Raw genomic sequence first — 23,003 nt, forward strand, 5'->3', positions numbered from 1 at the left:
GGTTGCTCCTCAGCCGCGCGTCATTCCGGGGTCCAGGCCTCGTAATCCTGACGCGCCGCCGGTTCCGCGCGCCGGATCGAGCCTGCGGGCGCATAGGCCAAAGGCGTGCCGGTCAGGTTTTCCTGATGCGGCTTCTCCCAGGATTTATGGGCCAGGGGTCTGTCCTTGGGCGTCTCCTTGAAGGTATGGTGCAGCCAGCCATGCCAATCCGGGCTGATCCGGCTGGCCTCGACCTCGCCGTTGAAGATCACCCAGCGCCGCTTGCCATCCTTGGTCGTGAAGAAAGCGTTGCCCTGCGCGTCCTCACCCACCTTGACGCCGCGACGCCATGTGTAAAGCTGCGTATTCAGGGTCTGGCCGTTCCACCAGGTCACCGCGCGCAAGAGCGTGTTCAGAATGCCCATCAAAGCCTCCGCTATTCGTTGTCCCTGCTATGCCCCAAGCGCGCGCCAAGGTCCAGTCACAAGCGCGCGGATTGGCAAAGCGCCGCGCCCCAGCCCCGCGTCAAGAAAACGGGCCGCGCCATTGCCTGGCACGGCCCCTGTTTCTTCTTGCTTCAAATATCCATTCCGTCCGCGCCACCGGGCGCAAGCGGATCAGGCAGAGGCGCCTTCCTTCTTGGCTTCGGCATAGATCATCAGGGGCTGTGCCGCCGAAATCGCCGCTTCCTCATTCACCAGAACCTCATCGACATTGGCCATGCCGGGCAGGTCGAACATCGTGTTGAGCAGGATATCCTCGAGGATAGACCGCAACCCGCGTGCGCCTGTCTTGCGCTCGATGGCGCGCTTGGCGATGGCGGTCAGCGCGTCTTCGGTGAAGGTCAGCTTGACGTTTTCCAGTTCGAACAGGCGCTGATACTGCTTGACCAGAGCGTTCTTGGGCTGGGTCAGGATCGTGACCAGCGCATCCTCGTCCAGATCTTCCAGCGTGGCGATCACGGGCAGACGGCCCACGAATTCCGGGATCAGGCCGAACTTCAGCAGATCCTCGGGTTCCAGATCCTTGAAGGTTTCGCCGACGCGGCGGGTGTCGGGGTCCTTGACGTCCGCACCAAAGCCCATCGCGCTGCCCTTGCCGCGCTGCGCGATGATCCGGTCCAGTCCGGCGAAAGCGCCGCCGCAGATGAACAGGATGTTGGTCGTGTCCACCTGCAGGAATTCCTGCTGCGGATGCTTGCGCCCCCCCTGTGGCGGGACGGAGGCGACGGTGCCTTCCATCAGCTTGAGCAACGCCTGCTGCACGCCCTCGCCCGACACATCGCGGGTGATCGAGGGGTTTTCGGATTTGCGTGTGATCTTGTCGACCTCGTCGATATAGACGATGCCGCGCTGCGCGCGCTCGACATTGTATTCCGATGATTGCAGCAGTTTGAGGATGATGTTCTCGACGTCCTCGCCGACATACCCCGCCTCGGTCAGCGTGGTCGCATCGGCCATGGTGAAGGGCACATCCAGAATCCGCGCCAGCGTCTGCGCCAGCAGCGTTTTGCCGCAACCGGTCGGGCCGATCAGCAGGATATTGGACTTCGACAGTTCGATGTCGCTGGTCTTGGAGGAGTGGTTGAGCCGCTTGTAATGGTTATGCACCGCCACAGAGAGGACCTTCTTCGCCTTCTGCTGGCCGATGACATAGTCATCCAGCACCGCGCAGATGTCCTTGGGCGTCGGCACGCCGTCCGTGGCCTTCAACCCTGCGCTTTTCGTCTCTTCGCGGATGATGTCCATGCAAAGTTCGACGCACTCATCACAGATGAAGACGGTGGGACCCGCGATCAGCTTGCGCACCTCATGCTGGCTTTTTCCGCAAAAGCTGCAGTAGAGGGTGTTCTTGCTGTCGCCGCTGGAATTCGTCGCCATTTCGTCCCTTTCAGGCCATATCCTTTGGTGGTTCGACCGATCCAGCCGACCTGTGCGTTCTGGAGGCCAAGCTTAGGCCAGCCCCCGAAGCACCACAATGCGAAAATTGCCCCACCCGGCGACGGGCGGGACAACAAACTGTTATGCCTTGGCTTCTTCGGCCTTGCCACGGCTTTCCACGATCTCGTCGATCAGACCCCATTCCTTGGCGTCTTCGGCGGACATGAAATTGTCCCGCTCCAGCGCAGCCTCGACCTTTTTCAAGGGCTGGCCGGTGTGCTTGACATAGATCTCGTTCAGCCGGTTCTTCAGCTTCTGCGTCTCGGCCGCGTGGATCATGATGTCCGTCGCCTGCCCCTGATAGCCGCCCGAGGGCTGGTGCACCATCACGCGGCTGTTGGGCAGCGAGAAGCGCATTCCCTTTTCGCCCGCCGTCAGCAGCAGCGACCCCATCGAGGCCGCCTGCCCCACGACAAGCGTCGAGACCTTGGGCTTGATGTATTGCATCGTGTCATAGATCGACAGCCCGCTTGTCACCACGCCGCCGGGGCTGTTGATATACATGCTGATCTCCTTGGACGGGTTCTCCGCCTCAAGATGCAAGAGCTGTGCCACGATCAGACTGGACATGCCGTCATGCACGGGGCCGGACAGGAAAATGATCCGCTCCTTCAGCAGACGCGAGAAGATGTCATAGGCGCGCTCGCCCCGGCTGGTCTGTTCGACCACCATCGGGACAAGGGTGTTCATGTAAGTGTCGATAGGGTCTCTCATATCGGCCTGCCTGCTGCTGCTGTTGTTCATCCATAGTCTTCAGGTGTTACCGGAGTCTTAGTCTTGCGCCCACCGGGCTGCAAGGGGCGCATGGGATTTATCCCGGTGCGGCGGGCAATCCGGCCCGCCTTTCGTCGGCAATTGAAGCGTTGTCCGACCACGCTAGATGCCTGCCGACAGGCGCGCGGCACAACGGAAAGAACAAGGGACATGACCCACGGCAGAGCTCAGGACTTCACCCCAACCCGCACCGCCGGGCTAGAGCGTTTGTCGCAGTTCATCCCCCGTGCGGGCAGTGCCTATGCGCGGATGCGCAACCATGATCTTGGTGCGGGTCAGCACGCCCATGTCTCGACCCTCTCGCCGTGGATCAGGCACCGCCTTGTGACGGAGGCCGAGGTGCTGGACGCGGTCCTGGCCCGCCATTCGCTGTCGGCGGCCGAGAAATTCGTGCAGGAGGTCTACTGGCGCACCTATTGGAAAGGCTGGCTGGAACAGCGCCCCGCCGTGTGGGAGATGTATCAGCAGGGCCTGCGCGCGGCGCTGGATCAGGTTCAGACCCAGTCCGGCCTGCGCAGCACCTGGGCCGATGCCTGCACCGGGCAGACCGGCATCGACGCCTTCGATCACTGGGCGCAGGAACTGGTGCAGACCGGCTATCTGCACAACCATGCGCGGATGTGGTTCGCCTCGATCTGGATTTTCACCCTGCGCCTGCCATGGGAACTGGGGGCGGATTTTTTCCTGCGCCACCTGCTGGACGGTGATCCCGCCTCGAACACGCTCAGCTGGCGCTGGGTGGCGGGGTTGCAGACCAGGGGCAAGACCTATCTGGCACGGGCGGACAATATCGAAACCTATACCGGAGGGCGCTTCCGTCCCAAGGGGCTGGCGGGCGTGGCCGTGCCTCTTGAGGGGCCAGAGGTGCCGCGGGTGCCGCTTCCAGCACCCCGGATGCCTGACCTGACGGAACCCTGCGCGCTCTTGCTGCATGACGATGACCTCAGCCCCGCCTATCTGTTCGATCACGGGCTTGCCCCCGTCGCCACCGCTTGTCTGGTCACCACACGCGGCCGCAGCCCGCTGCATGTGGCCCCCCATCTGGAGGAGTTTGTGCAGGGTGCAATGGCTGATGTGACGACCCGTTGGGCCGACCGGCTTGGTCCCCTGACCCCCGCCTTGTCCGGGGTCGGGGCTTTGGCCGACTGGGCCCGTGCAACCGGTGCGCGGCAGGTTGTGACACCCTATGCCCCCGTCGGCCCCAACGCGACGACCCTGCGCGCGCTGGAGGCGGCTCTGGCCCCGGACGGCATCCGCCTTGTCCGCCTGCAACGCCGCTATGACAGCGCCGCATGGCCCCAAGCCACGGCGGGATTCTTCAAGTTCAAGGAAAAGATCCCCACGCTGGTGGCGGGGCTGAAGGGGATCGGGGTGGTGTGACGCGCGGGCGGCCTCAGCCCGCCGGGCTGGTGGTAGCCTTGGCCGCGGCCACCCGGTCGGCCAATTCTGTATCACGCACAACAGACAAGGCGTTGAATCCCTCGAACTGCGCCATGGTGCGGCTGGTGTCGCTGGCCGGGGTAGAGGCATCGCCGCGCGCCATCTTGACATCATTCCAGAACTGGAGGCTCTGGGTCATGTAGTGATTGACCCGCATCACATCCGTGTCCGTGATCGTGCGTGACGAACAGGCGCCCCTGATCTTGTGGATAAACAATGCGTTATTTCCTATGGCCGAAGTCCGCACGACCCATTTCGTGGCCTTGTGCGGCCCAAGCGCGGCATGGCGCAGCGTCAGCGCCTGACGCAGGCTGGCGGGATGACGCTCCTGCCCCGGACAGCCAAACTGCGACCAGCGGGCATAGATGACATCAAAGCCGTCGAACCGTGCCAAGGCAGCGGGCAGCGTGGCATCTTCGGCCGAGAACCAGAATTCATCGGCATCGGCCACCATCAACCATTGAAAACGACGCCTGATCCGCTCGCGCCGAAACGTCTGGCGGTAGTGAAAGCCTTGTCGATGCGGCTCGGGCCGGTGCAGCAGGGTGATCCGGTCGCGATAGGCCGAGTTCTCAATCCGCGCCACCGTGTCATCGGTGCTGCCATTGTCGATGATGAACAGATGATCGGCCCCCTGCCAGATGTAATGGTCAATCCATTCATCCACATTCAGCCCCTCGTTCTTCATGATAGCCAGCACGGCCAATGTGGCCCTGCTGTCGGGGAACATCCGCCGCCGCACATGCCGCGCGCCGCGCCGCAACCGGCTGGCCAGTGGTTTGAGGCGTCCTACGAGTCCCATCTTCCCCTCTCGTTCATGCGCACCGGGCCCTTGCGGCCCCGCTATAGAGCCCGCAACCTTGGGCAGCAAGAACCAAGCCCCAAATGCAAACCGCCCCCCGTTCGTGCGGGGGGCGGTCCGTTGGATCAGCGGCTCTGATCAGCCGAACATGTCGCTGGTGATACCCGCATACCAGCCAAGGCTTTCCTCGTAGGTCTGCTGACGCAGGGCCGCGTCCTCGCCGGTCTGGCTGATGAAGCTGGACACGCTTGCGATCTTCTCGTCCGTCGCCTCATAGGCCGCACCGACCTTGACGCCATCGTCCGGCGCGATCAGCGACCAGCAGGTATTCGAGAACTTGGCCGGGAAGACCGAGGAGCCCAGCAATTCACCCCGGATCGCCATCGCGGCGACCTTGGCCTGACTGTTGGCCGAATAGCCCGATTTCGGCATGTCGCCCTGATTGGTGGCATCACCCAGCACATAGACATTGCCGTCGATACGGCTTTGCATCGTATGGCCGGTCACAGGTGCCCAGTTGCCCTCGGTCACGCCCGCGATCTCGCAGATGCGGCCGGCTTTCTGGCCGGGGATCACGTTGCAGACATCGACCTTCTCGGCATTGCCGTCGATCACGACCTCCATCGTATCGGCGCGGACCTCGACCTTGTCGCCGCCGAAATCGGGTCCGATCCGCTCGATCATGCCGCCGTAATGTTTCTGCCAGCCTTCCTCGAACAGGGCCTGCTTGGAGAACTGCTCCTTGGGGTCCACCAGCAGGATCTTGGCGGTCGGGTTCACCTGCGTCAGCAGATGCGCGACCATGCTGATCCGCTCATAGGGGCCGGGGGGGCAGCGGAAGGGGTTGGGCGGGGCCACCATGGCGAAACGCCCGCCTTCCGGCATCGCCTCGATCTGCGCTTTCAGCAGCTCGGACTGCGAGCCGGCCTTGTAGGCGTGGGGCATCTTGTGCTGGACGGACACATCCCAGCCGGGCACCGAGCCATCCACGAAATCAATACCGGGGCTGAGCACCAGCCGGTCATAGGGCAGCACCGCGCCACCCGCCAGCGTGACGGTCTTGGCGTCGCGGTCGACACCCACAGCCCAGTCATGCACGACGTTGATCCCGTATTCCGCAGCCAGCTTGCCATAGGAATGGCCGATGCTGGCGATGTCGCGGAACCCCCCGATATAGAGGTTCGAGAAGAAGCAGGTGTAGTAATGCCGCGTGGGTTCGACCAGCGTCACGTCGATCTGGCCCTGACTGTCCTTGGCCAGATAGCGCGCGACCGTGGCCCCGCCTGCCCCGCCGCCGATCACGACCACGCGGGCCCGGCCCTGCGACCAGACCATCGGGGCCTGCAAGGCAGCCGCCGCCGCCACGCCGGTGCCGATGAAAGCTCTTCTGTTCAGTTTCATGTGATGTTCCTCCCTGAGAACAAGCGGATCATTCCAGACCCTCAAAATATGCAGCCAGAGCCGCAATCTCTTCATCCGACAGCCGCCCCGCCATCATCTGCATCACGGGATGCGGGCGGATCTGCCGCTTGTAGGCATGCATGGCGATCACGAAATCCTCGGCCGGCCATCCGACGATGCCGGGGATTCCCTCATTGGAACCGCTGCGCTGGTGGCAGGTCAGACATTCACTGGACAGGTATTCGCCATAGGCCCTGTCGCCCACGATCGCCAATGTCTCGGGCGACAGTTCGACCTCGCGCGCGCGGGCGGTCGGCTGACTTTCCGGTATATTGGCGGGGCTGGCGGAAAAGTCGCGCAAATAGGCCAGAAGGTCCGCGCGGTCCTTTTCGTCCTTCATCCCGCGATAGGCCATGCGCGTATCACTGACCAGCGCCTTGGGGTTTTCGATATAGGCGTCCAGCGTGTCGAAACTCCAGACCAGCCCGTCCGCCCCCATCCGCGCCAGACCCTTGGAATAGCGATAGTCATCGCCGACACTGCCCGCCTTGCGCCCGAAAATCCCGTTGAGATGCGGGCCGATACGGTTCTCGGCGTCAGGCCCGACCTGATGGCAGGAACTGCAATCGCGAAACAACGCCTCGCCCCGCTTGGCATCGCCCAGAAGCTCGGCCTGTGCAGCCCCGGCAAGGGCACAGGTTCCTGCAAGAAAAATGGCCGCTGCCACCTTTGAGATCATCGTATCACCCTGTTCGATCACACTTTCAGGAAAGCCTGAAAACGCTTTGAAAACAACCGGGAATTCATGTCAGGACTGCTGTCCCAGACAGGAAAGACCGGACGATCCGGATCTGATGACAAGGAAGGAACGCGTGAGGTATCAGCCACTTGCGCGACAGAACGGCTGTTCTGGCGCAGGCCGTTCATCCACGCGGGTCTGCCTCCTCCGAAACCAGCCCCACGTCATTTGCCACGCCCCTCAACGTGGTGCGAACCAGGCCGACGCATCGGCCTGGTTCTGGTCCTGGATCACTGCGAGAACGACTTGAGGTATTCGTTGATCGCGGCGATTTCGTCGTCTTTCTTCAGACCGGCGAAAGACATTTTCGTGCCCTTCACATAGTCGCGTGGCTTGGCGAGGAATTCAGCCATCGTCTCGGGGGTCCAGACTGTGCCCGAAGCTCCCATCTCGGCCATGGTCTTGGAGTAGTTGAAGCCTTCGACAGCACCAAGCGTCCGTCCCATCACACCGTTCAGATGCGGGCCGGTCTTGTTCTCTGCGCCCTCACCCACCTGATGGCAGGCGGCGCATTTCTTGAAGACTTTCTCGCCAGCCGCGACCAGTTCCACGTCCAGCGCGCCAGACGCCGGTGCGGCAGACTCGGCCTCGGCGGGTGCGGCCTCCTGGGTTGCGGGGGATGCGGCGGTTTCTTCCGTAGCCGGTGCCGCCTCTTCCGCGGCCTCGGCCGCTTCTGCCGCAGCTTCGGCTGCCTCTTCGGCCTGGAAAGCCTCACGCGCTGCGCTCTGATCCGGCGTTACGTCCAGAACGGTGGCGCGCATGGTGATTTCAACGCTTTCCTTGCAGTTCTCCATGCAGGGTTCCTGCGAGAAGACCGGCAGCTCAACCGTGTCACGATCGTCCACGAAGAAGCCGTCCACATTGGGCAGGGTCACTTCGGTGAAGTTCTCGTTCGACAGGACGAAGTCATCATCGACCAGATCGTTGGAATACAGGATATAGGCCGTGATGGCATAGACCTCGTCCGGGGACAGGCTCTGCGCGTTGCCAAACGGCATGGAGCGGTGGACATAGTCCCAGACGGTCGAGACATAGGGCCAGTAGGAGCCCACCGTTTTCAGTGGATCATCCCGGTCCAGCGTCCCCATGCCCCCGGCCAATTTGGGCCAGTTGTCCACGCCTTCGGCAAAGACCCCGTGGCAGACCGCGCAATAATCCTGAAACAGGTCATCTCCGTCAGACACATTGCCCGACCCCGCCGGCAGGCCGACGCCATCCGGCCGCACGTCCAGATCCCAGGCGGCAACCTCTTCGGGCAGCGCAACGCGGCCGATCCCCAAAGGACCATCACTGGTCGAGGTGCTGGCAATCGCGGGACGCAGCATGAAGCCCATGTCAAGGCTGGCCGGTGCCTCACCCAGCACCCGCGCCGCGTCGGGCATCGGTGTGACGTTGCGATCGGCAAAGTTGTAGGCAGCGGTCAGCATGGCCACGCCACCAAGGGCCAAACCACCGTAAAGATTAAGAGATTTCGACATTTTCAGCCTCCCCGCTTGGTTTCACCCACCAGGTCTGGATACAGTTGTTGTGATAGACCGAGTTCAGCCCGCGGATGTCGCGCAGTTGGGTCTTGGTTGGCTGGACATAGCCGGTCTCGTCATGGGCGCGGGCCTGCAACAGCATTTCCTCGCCGTCCCAATTGTGATCGAAGTAGAAGCGCGTCAACGCCATCGGCTGACCGGGGGCAGCAAGCCGCGCCTGCTGCCATGTCTTGCCGCCATCTGTGGTGACATCGACGCGGGTGATCGCACCGCGCCCTGACCAGGCCAGCCCGGTGATGACCAGCGGCCCCTTGCCATGACGGATCGGTGCCTGCGGGCTGGGGCTGGTAATGACGGATTTCGCATCCATCACCCATGTCCACTTGCGCGAGGTGCCATCGGCCATCGTGTCGGTGTATTTCGATGTCTCCTCGCGGCTTTCCACGGGGGCATCGGCCACTTCGATGCGACGCAGCCACTTGACCCACATGTTGCCTTCCCAACCGGGAACGACCAGACGGGCGGGATAGCCGTGCTCCATCCGCAGCGCCTCGCCATTGGCCTTGAAGGCCACCAGCACGTCATCCAGCGCCTTGTCCATCGGGATCGAGCGCCCGTTGGACGAGGCATCGGCCCCTTCCACATAGACCCATTTGTCGGACAGATCGCCCGCGGCATCCAGACCGGCCTCGGCCAGCAGGGTGCGCAGCGGCACGCCGGTATATTCCATGTTGTGGATCATGCCATGGGTGAATTGCGCGCCGTTCAGCTGCGCGCCGGCCCATTCCATGCCGGTATTGGCGGCGCATTCGCAGAAATAGACATGCTGCTCGCGCGGGAACCGCTCCAGATCCTCGTAGGTGAAGACCAGCGGACGGTCCACCAGACCGTTGATCATCAGCCGGTAGTCTTTCTTGGACAGTTCGATCGCGCCCGAATGGTGCCGCTCGAACGCGCATCCCTGCGGTGTGATCGTGCCGTCCAGCGCGTGGATCGGCGTGAAGTTGATCGAGCTGATCACATCCGCCGTCAGCCATTCCACGTTGCGCCGCACCACATCGGATTCGAATTTGATCGGCAGGCCATAGGGCGTGGCGTCCACCCCCTCGCCCAGACCGCTGGCCCAGGGCTGCACTTCGGTGATCAGCGGATCGGGTCCTGCGGCCCGCGCCGCCGTGGCTCCGGCCACCGCGCCACCCGCTGCCAGCGCACCCCGGAGGAACGCGCGCCGCGAGGATTTCATGTCATTGGAGCTGGCTGTCATTTGTCCTTGCCTCCTTTTCAGATTATCAAATTCATTTTTGTGAATTTGATAGAGTCAAAATGGTCCCTTGTCCACAGGGGTCTGCCGCCCCTATGGCGCGGCGATGGAGATCAGGCCCCCACCACCTGCACACTTGTGTTCGGGGCGACCTTCACGGTGCCCTGCTTGCGGATGTAGTCCTCGACCACATCCCAGATCTGCGGTCCTTCCGTGCCCTCGTTCACCGAGGCCCAGCCGGCCACCACATAGGTTTTCGCGGGGTCAATCGCCTCGCCCGTCTTGAGCAGGGTCATGTCGCTGATCCGCTGCCCCATCGGCTTGGACACGTCGATCCGATACCCAAGACCGCCCACGCGGACCATATCGCCGCCCTGCTGGTAATAGGGATCGGGGTTGAACAGGTTGTCGCCCACGTCTTCCAGGATCACGTTCAGGAATTCGCCTGTCATTTCTGTGCGATACGCCTGACCATAGGTCATTGAGGTGACGTTGTGGATATCCTCGCGGGTGATGTTCTGCCCCGGCAGGATTGACGGGCCCCAGCGCACGCCGGGGGACATGGCAATGTCTGCCTCCCGCTCGGTCATGAGGGCGTCGCAGATCAGATCGTCCCATGTGCCGTTGAAATTGCCGCGCCGATAGAGCAACGAGTCCGCCTGCCCGATCACTTCGGTCAATTGATCCATGAAGGGGGCGCGCTGTTCGTCAATCACGGCGGCCACCTCGGCATCCGGGGTGATCACGTCCGAGAAGATCGGGATCAGCTTGTGGCGGAAGCCCATCATCCGGCCATCGCGCACGTCCAGATCGACGCGGGACACGAATTTGCCGTTGGACCCGGAGGCGATCAGGATCGTCTCGCCCACCAGCACCGGTTCGGGCAGTGCATCATGGGTATGCCCGGTCAGGATCACGTCGATGCCTGTCACGCGGCTTGCCATCTGCTTGTCCACGTCAAAGCCGTTATGGCTGAGGCAGACGACCAGTTCCGCTCCGGCGGCGCGCACCTCATCCACCACCTCTTGCATGCGCTGATCGCGGATGCCGAAGCTGTATTCGGGGAACATCCAGCCGGGGTTGGCGATGGGCATATAGGGAAAGGCCTGCCCGATCACGGCGATCTTGACGCCGCCGCGTTCAAACATTTCGTAGGGTTTGAAATCCTCGGACGGCTCGTCCCATTCGGCGTCGAAGATATTGGCGCCAAGGGCGGCGAAGGGCAGACCTTCGACCAGTTCGCGCACGCGTTCGGTGCCCAGCGTGAATTCCCAGTGGAAGGTCATCGCGTCTGGCTTGAGCGCGTTCATCACATTGACCACGTCCTGCCCCTGCGTGTGATAGCAGGTATAGGAGCCGTGCCATGTATCGCCGCCATCCAGCAGCAGCGCATCCGGACGCTCGGCCCGGATCGCGTTCACGACCGTTGCCACACGGTCCATGCCACCCATGCGGCCATAGGTTTTCGCCAGCGCGGTAAAGTCATTGTAGGTCAAGGCATAGGCGGACGGCGAGCCATCCTCGATCCCGTAAAGTTTGCGGAAATCCGCGCCGGTGATATGCGGCACATGCCCCTTGTTCTGCCCGACGCCAAGGTTCACCTCGGGTTCGCGGAAATAGATCGGCTTCAACTGGGCATGAATGTCGGTGATGTGGATCAGCGAGACATTGCCAAAGGTCTCGAACTGCAAAAGCTGATCCTGCGTCAGGGCCTGCTGGGCTGCCAGACGGGACCAGTTGCCGAAACCCGATGCGCCCACCAGCGCGGATGCGGCCATTCCGACCTGAAGAAAATCACGGCGAGAGATCATGGGACCCAGGCTCCGATAGTTTGAGTGTTTCCATACCACTGGGGGACAGGCCAGTGGTCCGGCCTTGACGGCCCGTTCATAAGTTCAGGTGCAAGCAGAAGGGCCAGGGGGCGGACAGGCCGCCCCCGGCATTTCGTCAGTTCCGGACCGAGGGCCCCTCGACCGACAGGCCATTGCCGCGGCTGGCCACATACAACTCCAGCGCCACGAATTCGGGGCTGCCCGCGTCGAATGTGTGGCCGCGCGTGTCGCGGATGCAGCCGCGGAAGCGGTCATGCGTCTGGTTCAGCTTGGCGTTCTTGAGACGATAGGTCGGAAAGCCGTTGATCTGGCCCTGGCTCAGGTGATCCGCGCGGATCATGTTGCCATAGTTGTCCTCGTGGCAATTGGCACAGGACAGTTCCAGTTGACCGTAACGGGTGTAGTAGATTTCCTTGCCCGCTTCCCATGTCGCCTGCACGGGGCCGTCGATCGCCACATCCACCGGCATGCCGCGTGACTGCACGGAAATCAGCGCTTCCATGTTCGTCATCTGGTTGCTGGTGTATTTGTAAGGCTCGGCCTTCATGTTGGTCTCGCGGCAGTCGTTGATCTGCATCGCAAGGGTGCGCACTTCCTGCGCCGCCTCGTTCCACTTGGGGTAAACCGCGCGGACGCCCTTCATGCTTTCTTCCACGTCACCGTGGCAGGACGCGCAGGATTTGCCGGCCTCGCCCTCGACCTTGTTCCACTGGTCAAGACCCAGATCGGCAAAGATCATGCCGGGATTGTCGAAATCATCCATCTGCAATTGCTGCGTCTCATCCTCGCGGAAGCGCCAGCCGGAATAGATGGTGTCCAGCACATCGGACAGATGCGCCGGAGCCGCGGTCTCGGTGACCGACTCGATCTCGCCGTTGATCACCAGCGAATCCTCGTCAGGATCTGCCAGCGTCATGGCCGGAACCGAAAGAAGCAGCGCGGCCACAGCCGTCATTGCCTTGAATTTCATGTAATGCCCTCCCTTTTGGCTGCCCGAGGCGCGGTTCCTTGATCGACCGCGCCCCAGGATCTCGCTGATGCGCCCGGTTCAGGCGATGGTCACGGACTTGACGTCCTCGTAGACCGAGCCGTCATCGTCATACCAAGTGAATTTCAGATCACCGGCTTCGGGGATCACGGCCTCGAACTCGAAATACGGGTTGGTCGAGATCGCCGGCTCCATCTTGACGTCGATCACGGACTTGCCGTTGAACTCGCAGGTGAAGCGGTTGATGATCGAGCGCGGGATGGCGGTGCCGTCAGCGTTCTTGCGCTGGCCGGATTCCATCTGGTGGCTGATCAGGGTCTTCAGAACGACCGCCTCGCCGGCTGCTGCCGAGCTGGGGGCCTTGACGCGGGGTTTTACGCCTTCTGCCATTTTGTCTCTCCTAAATCTCTCTATGCGTTTGCGGATGCGGGCCCGTCAGGGCCTGCGACCATGACGCGGATCAGCCGCCGCAGCCGCCGATGGTGACCTTCACGTTCGAGCTGGCGCGAGCAAAGCTGCCATCAGCCATCTTGGCGATCGCGATCACGTCCTGCGTGCCGGCAAGACGGATGCGGGTCGATGCGGCATGCGCACCGGCCAGTTCACCGAAGTTGAAGGTCGCCACACCCGGAGTCGGGTTGCCTGCGGCCAGAACCATGATCGCCACAGCCCCTTCCGACTCGACCGATATCGGAACGGTGTTGCCGTTCTCGGCGATTTCCGGCGCGGTCAGGGTGACCCCGCTGTCCGCCATGGTTGCACCGCCGGTGAACTCGGCGATGACATCGTCTACGGCTGCATTGACGCGGAAGGGCAGCACGGTCAGTGCCACGGCTCCCATGCCAAGCGCCAGGGTATCGCGTCTTGTGAAGTCCATGTCTGTTATCTCCTTATATCCAGCGCGCCCCGATCACTCGTCTTTCAGAGTCATCAGGAACGCCACCACATCTTCGATCTGCTGCGCGGACAGGATCGGCTCGACCTTTTCCGCGGCCTTGCCCGTGTATCCGTCACCGGGACGGGTAAATCCGTCGACCTTGTAGAAGGCAGGCATGATGGTGCCTTCATACATCAGCTTTGCGTTCGCCACGATCCCGCGCAGTTCCGCTTCGTTCCAGCGGCTGCCCACGCCGTCCAGCATCGGACCGACATTGCCGGGGAACGCCGCGCTCAGCGATGTCACCTCGTGGCAGGCCACGCAATTGCCGATGGCGCGACTGGTAAAGACCTTGGCCCCCTCCTCGGGGTTGCCCGGAGTTCCCGTCAGAGAGGCCTCGATGGCCCCATCGGTAAAGACCACATCGGCCGGTGCCACGGGCTCGGCCGCAAACGCGCCGGTTGCCACAAGCGACGCCGCCAGTGTCAGTGTTGAAAGCTTCATGTTCCCTCCCTTAGCTACCAGGTCTTCTGGCTTAGTTAGCTTTGTATACCGTAGTCCACGCCGCAGGTTTTGTGCAACAACAAATTCATAAAAACGAATTTACTTATCTGACCAAAACCGCAGGGCAGGCCACCGCAGCGCCCTGCCCGCACATTGGGTTTGCTACTGACCGATCATCCGGGCCAGGTATTTCTGGAAGGGCTCGTCCCCTTCATACCCTTTTTCAACAACCCAGCGAAACATGGACAAAGTCGTCATTTTTCCAAACGCGCCCGGCATTTGGGCGACCGCCGCCTGGGGTGCGGTCACGCCGTCGGGCACCTCTTCGGGAAAGAACATCAGGGTCGGCGTGAACAGCAGCCCCCATTTGCGCGCCATTTCTTTCTCGGGCAGGGTCTGGCCATCGAAATCCGTCACCTCGACATCGCCGAACATGTTCATCTGGATGATGAAGTAGTTCTCGCGGATATACGAATCGACCTCCGAATCGGGAAAGACCTCCTCATGCATCTGCTTGCAGTAGATGCAGCCACGCTGCTCGAAGATGATCGCCAGACGCTTGCCTTCGGCATTGGCCTCGGCCAGATCCTCGCGCAGGTCCTTGAAGGTGTCCCGCATCCATGTGGCCTTGTGCAGCCCGTCATCGCCCATCTCGGCCGCCGCCAGAGGCATGACCGCGACAGCCAGCGCCGTCGCCGCCGCTGCGATAGTGGACATCATCCGTTTCATTCCATCCTCCCTCGAATTGCGCCCTAGCCGAGCGACATGAACCCCGGAAACCAGCGAATCATCGCATCCGCGATCAGGTTGACCGCATTCGTAGCGATCAGGATCGCAAAGATGATCAGCATGACGCCCATCACCTTTTCCACATGTCCCAGATAGCGGCGGTTGCGCTGCATCCAGCCCAGAAAGGGCTTGGCAAACAGCGCCGCCACCACGAAAGGCGCGGTCATCGCCAGACCGTAAACCAGCAACAGGCTGCCGCCCTGCCAGATATCGCCCATCCCGCTGGCCACCATCAGGATCGCCGCCAGCGCAGGACCGACACAGGGGGTCCAGCCAAAGCCGAAGGCCAGCCCCATCACATAGGCCCCGATCACGGTCGTCGGCTCCGCCTTGCTCTCGATCCGCGCCTCCCGATACAGCAGCCCGATCCGGATCACGCCCAGAAAATGCAGCCCGAATACCAGCAGCACCGCAGCCGCGACATAGGACAGCGGTTGACGCCACTGGGCGAAGGTCTGGCCCAGGGCCGTGGCCCCCATGCCCAAGAGCACGAAGATCGTGCTGACCCCCAGCGCGAAGAACACCGCCGAGATCACCAACCGCTTCTGCGCGCCGGGGGCGATATCCCCGTCTTCGCGCAATTCGGACATGGAAATTCCCGCCATGTAGCACAGGTAGAAGGGAACCATTGGCAGGATGCAGGGGGTGAAAAAGGACAACAGCCCCGCCAGAGCCGCCCCTGCATAGGAAATGTCCAGCATGCGCGGGACTCCTTGATCTATTCACATATTCAGATTACGTTTTGTATACTGATGTCGTCAATCTCCGCGCAGGTCAATTGCCTTGCTGACACTGCGCCCTTGTTTCCGGGTTTACTCATGCGTTCCGTCGCGACCCTTCTGCGTCCCTTGGCCTGTGCGGCCGCCCTGCTGGCCGTCAGCCTGCCGGCGGCGGCGACCGAGCTTGTGATGGTGGACCGCGAAGGCTGCGGCTATTGCCTGGCCTGGAAGAAAGAGATCGGCCCCGCCTATCCCAATACCGACCTTGGCCAGTTCGCCCCCCTGCGCGTGGTGAACATCCGCGACGGCGCGCCCGATGGCGTCAGCTTCGACCGGCCGGTGATCTTCACACCCACCTTCATCCTGATCGAAGATGGCGCGGAACTGGCGCGGATCGAAGGTTATCCGGGCGAAGATTTTTTCTGGGGCCTGCTGGAAAAGATGCTAAAGGAGACTACCGATTTCGTCGGGTCCAGTTGATATCCGCAGCCTCGCCGGCGCCTTCAAAGGGTTTGGCCGCCGGGCCGAGCCGGAACGATCCGTGCCCGACACACCGGTCATTGCCCGCGCAGAACGGGCATGCGCAACCGAAACTAGGCAAGGAACCAGGCAGGTGCCCCTTCCGGTCTTTACCAGCAGCATCTCGGATGCCGAGATGGATCAGTTCGTCGAGAATGCGACGACTGCCAGCAATTTTCTCAAGGCGATCAGCCACGAAGGCCGGTTGCTGATCCTGTGCCATCTGGTCTCGGGCGAGAAATCCGTGACCGAATTGGAAGACCTTCTCTCGGCCCGTCAGGCCGCCGTCAGTCAGCAATTGTCGCGCCTGCGCCTTGAAGGTCTGGTGATCCCCCGCCGCGATGGCAAGGCGATCTATTACCGATTGGCCGACGACCGCCCCAAGCGTATACTTGAAGTTGTCTACGAGCTTTTCTGCGCCGATGACGCGCGGGACCAACGCTAGGCAGACAGAAGAACGGCACCGGATCGGGGAGGATCAGGCATGTTCGAAGGCATCAGCGACAGCGCCCTGGTGGCATTGATCGGCATGGGCAGCGGGCTTCTGCTGGGGCTGGCCGCGCGGCTGGGCCGCTTCTGCACCATGGGCGCGATCGAGGACTTGCTTTACGGCCAGAATGACACGCGGATGCGGATGTGGGTTCTGGCCATTGGCCTGTCGGTGATGGGCACTTTCGGCCTGATGGCCACGGGTCTGCTGGAACCGGAACGCTCCTTCTATCTCTCGATCCGCTGGATGCCGCTGGTGTCGATCATCGGCGGGCTGATGTTCGGGTATGGCATGGCCTTGGCGGGCAATTGCGGTTTCGGCTCCATCGCGCGACTGGGCGGCGGCGACATGCGCGCCTTCGTGATCGTGCTGGTGATGGGGCTGTCCGCCTATTTCGTGATGTCAGGCCCGCTGGCCCCGCTGCGCGCCGCGCTGATCAACCAGCAGGACGTGGTCACCGGAGAGATGCCCCCCGGCCTCGCGCATCTTGTGGCAGACCTCACAGGCGGATCGGTGCCGCTGATCGGGATGGTGATCGGCGCGTTGATCGTGCTGGGCACCCTGTCCTCGCGCCGCTTCCTGACCAATACGGGCGCGATCTTCTGGGCTGCCGTGGTGGCCTTGGGGATCGTTTCGGGCTGGGCGGGCAGCTATTGGGTCGCCACGACAGGGTTCACCGATATGCCTGTCGTCTCGCACAGCTTTTCAGCCCCCGTGGGGGAAAGCCTGCTTTACGCCATGACCGGCTCGGCCCGCGCGCCCTCCTTCGCGGTGGGATCGGTGGCGGGCGTGATCCTTGGCGCCTTCATCGGCTCGCTTTTCAAAGGCCATTTCCGCTGGGAAGCCTGCGAGGACCCGCGCGAACTGCGCCGCCAGATCAGCGGGGCGGCCCTGATGGGCGTGGGCGCGGTGCTGGCACTGGGATGCACGATCGGTCAGGGTATTTCGGCCTTTTCGGTGCTGGCCTTCTCGGCCCCTGTGGTCTTTCTGTCGATCCTCGCCGGGGCCGCCTTCGGGCTACGCCAGTTGATCGAAGGGTTCCAGCCTGCGGAATGATCATAACCGCCGCGTCTGGCCCCAGCCAAAGGATATGAGTATTTTCGGCAAGATGAATTGCAGGCCCGACGCCCTTTCATCTTGCTGAAAATACTCAAATTCCCCATCGATGACCTGCGACAGGGTCGAAAACGAAAAGGGGGCACGCGCCCCCCTTTCCCATCATCGCAGATCCGTCAGATCACACCTTTTCCTGCGTGTACTTCTTCAACTCGGCCCGCGCGACCTGACGGCGATGCACGGCGTCCGGCCCATCCGCCAGACGCAGGGTCCGCACATGGGTCCATTTATGCGCCAGCGGCGTATCCTGGCTGACGCCCTGCCCGCCGAACATCTGCACCGCCTCGTCGATCACCTTCAGCGCGACACGCGGCGCGATCACCTTGATCTGGCTGATCCAGGGCGCCGCGGCGCGTTTGTCGCCCTGATCCATGTACCACGCCGCCTTGAGACACAGCAGGCGCGCCATTTCGATCTCCATCCGGCATTCGGCGATGATGTCGTAATTCGCGCCCAACTGCGCCAGCTTCTTGCCGAAAGCCTCGCGCGCCAGGGACCGTTTGCACATCAGCTCCAGCGCCGATTCCGCCTGCCCTATCGCGCGCATGCAGTGATGGATGCGGCCCGGTCCCAGACGGCCCTGGCTGATCTCGAAGCCGCGCCCCTCGCCCAGAAGCAACGCATCGGCGGGCACGCGCACATCTGTAAAGCGGATGTGCATATGCCCATGCGGCGCGTCGTCATTGCCGTAAACTTCCATCGGACGCAATATTTCTATGCCCTTCGTGCCCGTGGGCACAACAATCATCGAATGACGCGCATGTTTGGGAAGGTCGTCCCCGCCGGTCTTGACCATCACGATATAGACCTTGCAGCGCGGATCACCGGCCCCTGAGGCCCACCATTTCTGCCCGTTCAGCACATAATGATCGCCGTCGCGCACGCAGGACATCGACACATTCGTGGCGTCAGAACTGGCCACATCCGGCTCTGTCATCAGATAGGCCGAACGGATCCTGCCTTCCAGCAGGGGGGCCAGCCATTCTTCCTTCATGGCGGCGGTGCCGTAACGTTCGAACACTTCCATGTTGCCCGTGTCGGGGGCCGAACAGTTGAACACCTCCGCTCCCAGCGGGGTCTTGCCCATCTCTTCGGCGAAATAGGCATATTCCACGGTGGTCAGGCCGAAGCCCTTCTCGCTGTCGGTCAGCCAGAAATTCCACAAACCCTGCGCCTTGGCCTTGGCTTTCAACCCCTCCAGGATCTCGGTCTGGCGGGCGGTATATTGCCAGCGGTCTTCCTTGGCGATCTCGGCGTGATATTCATCCTCCAGCGGCATGACGTCATCACGGATCATCGCGGCCACGCGATCCAAGAGCTTGCGGTTCTCGGGGCGCATCCCGAAATTCATGTCCATGCCAATTTCCTCCCTGCGAAAAACAATTCCACGCGGATAACACCACGTCGGCGGCTGGATGGGAAGCGGGCAAAACGTCAACGGACGCCGCGTCGCGAGGGAACGGAATCGGGGGCGCGGGGTTATACCGCTGGACATGTGGCCTCATCGGCAGGAGACAAGACGACGTGACATCACTTCCCCTGATGGCCCCCGGCGAGACCTGCTGGAAAATCGCGGATACCGGACGCTTTTCCCTTATCGTGGATGCGGCGGATTACTTCGTGGCCGCCCGCGACGCCATGCTCAAGGCGCAACGTTCGATCATGCTGATCGGATGGGATTTCGACGCGCGCATCGACCTGCGCGGCGGCACGGACGATGGCCCGCAGCAATTGGGCGATTTCATCCTCTGGCTGGCGGATCGCACACCCTCGCTCGAGATCCGGCTGCTGCGCTGGGATATCGGCGCGCTGAACGCCGTCTTCCGGGGGCGGACCCTGCTGTGGATCCTGCGCTGGAAGCGGCACCCGCGGATCACCCTGCGGCTGGACAGCGCCCATCCGATGGCGTCGTCGCATCATCAGAAGATCGTCGTGATCGACGACTGCATGGCCTTTTGCGGCGGGATCGACATGACCGAGAACCGATGGGACATCCGCGCGCATCGGGATGTGGAACCCACGCGCGAACACCCGTCCGGGCAGGATCATGGTCCCTGGCATGATTCGACAAGCGCCTTTGACGGCGCCGCTGCACGCCTCATGGGCGATCTGGCACGGCACCGCTGGAAGGTGGCCACCGGCGAGGAATTGCCCCCCTGCTCTGCCGCACATGACTGCTGGCCCGACGGTCTGGAGCCGGATTTCCGCGACACCCGCCTTGCCGTCATGCGCACCGTGCCCGCCTATGGCGACGATCCCGGCTGCCACGAGATCGAGTCGGCCTATCTGGCCCTGATCGCTTCGGCCAAACATGTGATCTATGCCGAAAGCCAGTATTTCGCCTCGCGCCGGATCGCTGCGGCCATCGCGCAACGCTTGGTCGAGGATGACGGCCCCGAAGTGGTGATCATCAATCCGCACGCCGCCGAAGGGTGGCTGGAACCGATCGTGATGGATACGGCGCGCGCCCGCCTTGTCGATGCCCTGCGCCGGATCGACAGGCATGGACGCTTTCGCCTCTATCATCCCGTGACCGAGGCCGAAGCCCATATCTATGTGCATTCCAAGATCATGATCGTCGACGACATCCACCTGCGCGTCGGGTCGTCGAATTTCAACAACCGGTCCATGCGGATGGATACTGAATGCGACGTGATCCTGACGGCGCGTGATGCGGCCGAGAGCAGCCACATCACGGCCCTGCGCAACGATCTGGTCGCGGAACATCTTGGGGTTTCGTCCGAGGACGTGGCCACCAGCCTTGGACAGACCGGTTCGCTGATCCGAACCATCGACACGCTGCGCGGCGCCGGGCGCAGCCTTGTCCCCTATGCCATGCCCGACACCTCGGACATCGAAAACTGGCTGGCCGAAAACGAGATCCTTGACCCGAACGGTCCGGACGACATGTTCGAACCGCTGGATAAACGAGGCTTGTTCAAGGGATGGGGCGGCCTGCGGCGCAAATTGCACCTGCGCCAATAGCCGTCCCTCAAAGGGACAGGCCCCGCCATGCAACGACAATCTGTCGGAAAATTGGTGCGGTCGAGAAGACTCGATTTTCGATTTCTTCCACCGCATGAATTTTTAATGTTTATTTACAGTGCCTTACAAGACTAAAATAACGAAATAAGAAAGCTATGTGCAAAGCTTGTGCAAAGTCTGTGCATACATTTACCCCCCACGCTAGCATTGATCTGCACCGCGATCTTTCATGGTATGGCTAACGTGAGTCACTCCAGACCTCACAGTGCCTGCACCCTTTGCGGCAATCTGACCCTGCCGCAAACCCGCCACGTGCTCTATCTGGTTGGCTAGGATGGGTGTTCTTTCTGTTAGACATCTGGCACAATGAGACGAAAACAACAGGCGGAGAGACCAATTTCTATGGTCGTGGACAAATCAAGACTTGCGGCGACCACCCGCCTTTTCTCGTCAGCGGTATTTCACCAGTTGGCAAAAAAAGGAAAATCCCCGCTTTTCGCTCGCTTGGTGCGGGAGATTGGCCGAGAGCGATTTTCGGATACCTTCTCTGTCTCAGACGTCTTCAACTCAGCCTTCAAAGCAATCGACACGCCCGGCAGTCGCGACGAATATATTTACAAGTCTGCTATTGCTGAAAAAATCCTCCTTGGCCGACACAGTCTGCGCAGTGCGTCCATGCTGACCGAGGTTCGAGTGGAGGGAAACAAGGCAGATGTTGTTGTACTCAATGGCACGTCCACGGTCTATGAAATCAAGTCTGAGCGCGACAGCCTGTCCCGACTTCCTTGCCAACTTGAGGCATATCGGCGGGCTTTTGCGTCTGTTAATGTGATCACCTCCGAAGCACATGCGGAGAGAGTAATCAGCATTGCCCCGGAGGATGTAGGGATTTTAGTCCTGAACCGCCGAGGGCAGATTTCCGAGATTCAAGCGGCCAAAGATCGCCCGGAGAGAGTACAGCCGGCGTCACTCTTCGACGTGTTGCGGATACAAGAAGCATGTCGAGTGCTTGATAGTCTCGGGGTAGACGTGCCTCAAGTCCCCAATACCGAAAGGTTCAGAGTCGTTCGCGAGCTGTTTGTAGATCAAGACCCTGCTGCTCTACATTATGAAGCAGTTGCGGTTCTGAGAAAATCCCGCAGCCAGTTCGGGCTGAGAGATTTTTTGGCCAATCTACCTTCTTCCTTGCAAGCTGCGGCGCTTTCCACTCCTATAAGGCGAAGTGATCAACCCCGACTTATTGCAGCGGTTGAGACATCGATATTGGAAGCTGAGCACTGGGCATAGTGGCAATGTATTATCCTTACTTTCGTGGAAAACAGTATGAACTGATCACAATCCGGGAGAACGCCGATCTAATGGCGAGGGCGCATTTCATCCCGATCATCGAGCCTGTCAAAGAAGTCCTCAATGGTCTTGGCCGCGCGTTAACGGCTGTTGGAGAGGCTGGCGGCACTGCAATTGTAATCGTTAACCCTCACCATGGTGATTATGCGGATGATGGAGAGCGGATAATCAACTTCTTGCGCAATGGTCCTATTGAAGAGGTTGATCTTTCTCCCGCTGTTCTTCTCAAGGAAGAGTGCACTGTAGACGAAGCGGTTCGGCTCTGCCTTGAGTTCGAAAACGATGCCGTAACCTTGGTTCATGCTGGATTTGCCAACGGTGCTGCTTTGGCTGATGCGCTGGGGGCTAGGGTCAATGATCTTCGACATGTGTTTTTAGAAGACAGTTGCGGTCGGTTGTATCGGCGACATTTTCAGAGTGTCGAAAGGGTCCTGCTGAGAGATGGTTTTGAACGCAGGCGCAACCGAGATCATCCTCCAGTTGAATTTTTTTCTGACTTACACGTGACATTTGCCGAAGAGGGAATGAGCGGTTTCGGAGACTTTCTAACCGTGGGTGATGATTTCTCCGAGTCTGGCGGGCCTGCCTATGCAATCGCTATCCATCTTACGTACATCGATCCATCGCAGGACGATGCGATGTTCGTTCGACACTTCTTATCTGTGCGCCAAGATACGCCAACTGACCCGGCTGGCAAGTTTGCGGAAGCATTGGCTGCAATGATTGAAGTCCTTGAACGTGATGACTGCCCAATACTGAACACAAATGCGGTTCAGGAATTTCGGCGACTTCACGCGGACCGCCACTATCCGGGATTGGGATACGTCAAGAAGCTTGCAATGCAGCATCATATCGAGACGCTTGCCGCCTATTTCGGGGATTAGTTCATGCTCTGTTGTGCCAATTGCTTTGGCGACGTGGGGCTTCGTGACATTCTCCCCTCGCTTGCTTTAATTAAAG

Annotated in this window: 23 protein-coding genes; 7 read left to right on the top strand and 16 right to left on the bottom strand. The window is 61.2% G+C overall.

The window, feature by feature from the left end; genetic code table 11:
- Positions 1-20 precede the first annotated feature (20 nt).
- From PVW27_RS17490 to PVW27_RS17500, 3 genes are all read right to left on the bottom strand, one after another.
- Positions 21-404 carry an NADH:ubiquinone oxidoreductase subunit NDUFA12 gene (locus PVW27_RS17490; protein ID WP_274559976.1) on the bottom strand — a complete coding sequence of 128 codons (384 nt, stop codon included), beginning with the start codon at positions 402-404 and terminating at the stop codon, positions 21-23.
- A 192-nt stretch (positions 405-596) separates the two neighbouring features.
- Positions 597-1,859 (bottom strand): ATP-dependent Clp protease ATP-binding subunit ClpX, encoded by a 1,263-nt coding sequence (gene clpX / locus PVW27_RS17495; RefSeq protein WP_274559977.1) that lies wholly within the window; start codon positions 1,857-1,859, stop codon positions 597-599.
- A gap of 141 nt (positions 1,860-2,000) precedes the next feature.
- Positions 2,001-2,633, bottom strand: a complete 633-nt coding sequence (locus PVW27_RS17500) for an ATP-dependent Clp protease proteolytic subunit (RefSeq protein ID WP_274559978.1) — start codon at positions 2,631-2,633, stop codon at positions 2,001-2,003.
- A 210-nt stretch (positions 2,634-2,843) separates the two neighbouring features.
- On the opposite strand from PVW27_RS17500, the gene PVW27_RS17505 reads away from it, so the two are divergent.
- Positions 2,844-4,073, top strand: coding sequence for an FAD-binding domain-containing protein (locus PVW27_RS17505; protein WP_274559979.1), 1,230 nt, complete (start codon positions 2,844-2,846; stop codon positions 4,071-4,073).
- A 13-nt stretch (positions 4,074-4,086) separates the two neighbouring features.
- On the opposite strand, the gene PVW27_RS17510 is transcribed toward PVW27_RS17505, so the two are convergent.
- The 12 genes from PVW27_RS17510 to PVW27_RS17565 all read right to left on the bottom strand — a co-directional run bounded on the left by PVW27_RS17510 (position 4,087) and on the right by PVW27_RS17565 (position 15,568).
- A complete protein-coding gene (locus tag PVW27_RS17510) occupies positions 4,087-4,935 on the bottom strand; it encodes a glycosyltransferase family 2 protein (protein ID WP_274559980.1) in 849 nt (282 codons plus the stop codon).
- A 138-nt stretch (positions 4,936-5,073) separates the two neighbouring features.
- On the bottom strand, positions 5,074-6,336 hold the full coding sequence (locus tag PVW27_RS17515; RefSeq protein ID WP_274559981.1) for an NAD(P)/FAD-dependent oxidoreductase: 1,263 nt from the start codon (positions 6,334-6,336) through the stop codon (positions 5,074-5,076).
- 28 nt (positions 6,337-6,364) lie between these two features.
- Positions 6,365-7,075: a c-type cytochrome gene (locus tag PVW27_RS17520; RefSeq protein ID WP_274559982.1), complete on the bottom strand. Its 711-nt coding sequence runs from the start codon at positions 7,073-7,075 to the stop codon at positions 6,365-6,367.
- A 290-nt stretch (positions 7,076-7,365) separates the two neighbouring features.
- The gene (locus PVW27_RS17525) at positions 7,366-8,613 is read right to left on the bottom strand and encodes a c-type cytochrome (protein WP_274559983.1); all 1,248 of its coding nucleotides are present in this window, start codon (positions 8,611-8,613) and stop codon (positions 7,366-7,368) included.
- Positions 8,597-9,880 carry a sulfite dehydrogenase gene (gene soxC / locus PVW27_RS17530; RefSeq protein WP_274559984.1) on the bottom strand — a complete coding sequence of 428 codons (1,284 nt, stop codon included), beginning with the start codon at positions 9,878-9,880 and terminating at the stop codon, positions 8,597-8,599. Before soxC ends, PVW27_RS17525 begins: the two co-directional genes overlap by 17 nt.
- A gap of 110 nt (positions 9,881-9,990) precedes the next feature.
- A complete protein-coding gene (gene soxB / locus PVW27_RS17535; protein WP_274559985.1) occupies positions 9,991-11,688 on the bottom strand; it encodes a thiosulfohydrolase SoxB in 1,698 nt (565 codons plus the stop codon).
- A gap of 136 nt (positions 11,689-11,824) precedes the next feature.
- The gene (soxA, locus tag PVW27_RS17540) at positions 11,825-12,679 is read right to left on the bottom strand and encodes a sulfur oxidation c-type cytochrome SoxA (protein ID WP_274559986.1); all 855 of its coding nucleotides are present in this window, start codon (positions 12,677-12,679) and stop codon (positions 11,825-11,827) included.
- 78 nt (positions 12,680-12,757) lie between these two features.
- Positions 12,758-13,087, bottom strand: a complete 330-nt coding sequence (soxZ, locus tag PVW27_RS17545) for a thiosulfate oxidation carrier complex protein SoxZ (protein ID WP_274559987.1) — start codon at positions 13,085-13,087, stop codon at positions 12,758-12,760.
- A gap of 70 nt (positions 13,088-13,157) precedes the next feature.
- Positions 13,158-13,574, bottom strand: a complete 417-nt coding sequence (soxY, locus tag PVW27_RS17550) for a thiosulfate oxidation carrier protein SoxY (protein ID WP_274559988.1) — start codon at positions 13,572-13,574, stop codon at positions 13,158-13,160.
- A 33-nt stretch (positions 13,575-13,607) separates the two neighbouring features.
- Positions 13,608-14,078, bottom strand: a complete 471-nt coding sequence (soxX, locus tag PVW27_RS17555) for a sulfur oxidation c-type cytochrome SoxX (protein WP_274559989.1) — start codon at positions 14,076-14,078, stop codon at positions 13,608-13,610.
- A 162-nt stretch (positions 14,079-14,240) separates the two neighbouring features.
- Positions 14,241-14,807, bottom strand: coding sequence for a SoxW family protein (locus PVW27_RS17560; RefSeq protein ID WP_274559990.1), 567 nt, complete (start codon positions 14,805-14,807; stop codon positions 14,241-14,243).
- 23 nt (positions 14,808-14,830) lie between these two features.
- Positions 14,831-15,568, bottom strand: coding sequence for a cytochrome c biogenesis CcdA family protein (locus PVW27_RS17565; RefSeq protein ID WP_274559991.1), 738 nt, complete (start codon positions 15,566-15,568; stop codon positions 14,831-14,833).
- Positions 15,569-15,685: 117 nt separating this feature from the next.
- On the opposite strand from PVW27_RS17565, the gene PVW27_RS17570 reads away from it, so the two are divergent.
- From PVW27_RS17570 to PVW27_RS17580, 3 genes are all read left to right on the top strand, one after another.
- On the top strand, positions 15,686-16,066 hold the full coding sequence (locus PVW27_RS17570; protein WP_274559992.1) for a thioredoxin family protein: 381 nt from the start codon (positions 15,686-15,688) through the stop codon (positions 16,064-16,066).
- 175 nt (positions 16,067-16,241) lie between these two features.
- Entirely contained in the window at positions 16,242-16,550 is a 309-nt protein-coding gene (locus tag PVW27_RS17575; protein WP_274560005.1) for an ArsR/SmtB family transcription factor, read from the top strand.
- 39 nt (positions 16,551-16,589) lie between these two features.
- Positions 16,590-17,651, top strand: coding sequence for a YeeE/YedE family protein (locus tag PVW27_RS17580; RefSeq protein WP_274559993.1), 1,062 nt, complete (start codon positions 16,590-16,592; stop codon positions 17,649-17,651).
- A gap of 181 nt (positions 17,652-17,832) precedes the next feature.
- Here PVW27_RS17580 and PVW27_RS17585 read toward each other — a convergent pair whose 3' ends face one another.
- A complete protein-coding gene (locus PVW27_RS17585; protein ID WP_274559994.1) occupies positions 17,833-19,068 on the bottom strand; it encodes an acyl-CoA dehydrogenase family protein in 1,236 nt (411 codons plus the stop codon).
- A 167-nt stretch (positions 19,069-19,235) separates the two neighbouring features.
- On the opposite strand from PVW27_RS17585, the gene PVW27_RS17590 reads away from it, so the two are divergent.
- From PVW27_RS17590 to PVW27_RS17600, 3 genes are all read left to right on the top strand, one after another.
- Entirely contained in the window at positions 19,236-20,696 is a 1,461-nt protein-coding gene (locus PVW27_RS17590) for a phospholipase D-like domain-containing protein (protein WP_274559995.1), read from the top strand.
- Between the two features lie 402 nt (positions 20,697-21,098).
- Positions 21,099-21,983 carry a sce7726 family protein gene (locus tag PVW27_RS17595; RefSeq protein WP_274559996.1) on the top strand — a complete coding sequence of 295 codons (885 nt, stop codon included), beginning with the start codon at positions 21,099-21,101 and terminating at the stop codon, positions 21,981-21,983.
- Between the two features lie 5 nt (positions 21,984-21,988).
- The gene (locus tag PVW27_RS17600; RefSeq protein ID WP_274559997.1) at positions 21,989-22,927 is read left to right on the top strand and encodes a sce7725 family protein; all 939 of its coding nucleotides are present in this window, start codon (positions 21,989-21,991) and stop codon (positions 22,925-22,927) included.
- Positions 22,928-23,003 lie beyond the last annotated feature (76 nt).

The sequence above is a fragment of the Seohaeicola sp. 4SK31 genome (assembly GCF_028802875.1).
Classification (GTDB): Bacteria; Pseudomonadota; Alphaproteobacteria; order Rhodobacterales; family Rhodobacteraceae; genus Seohaeicola.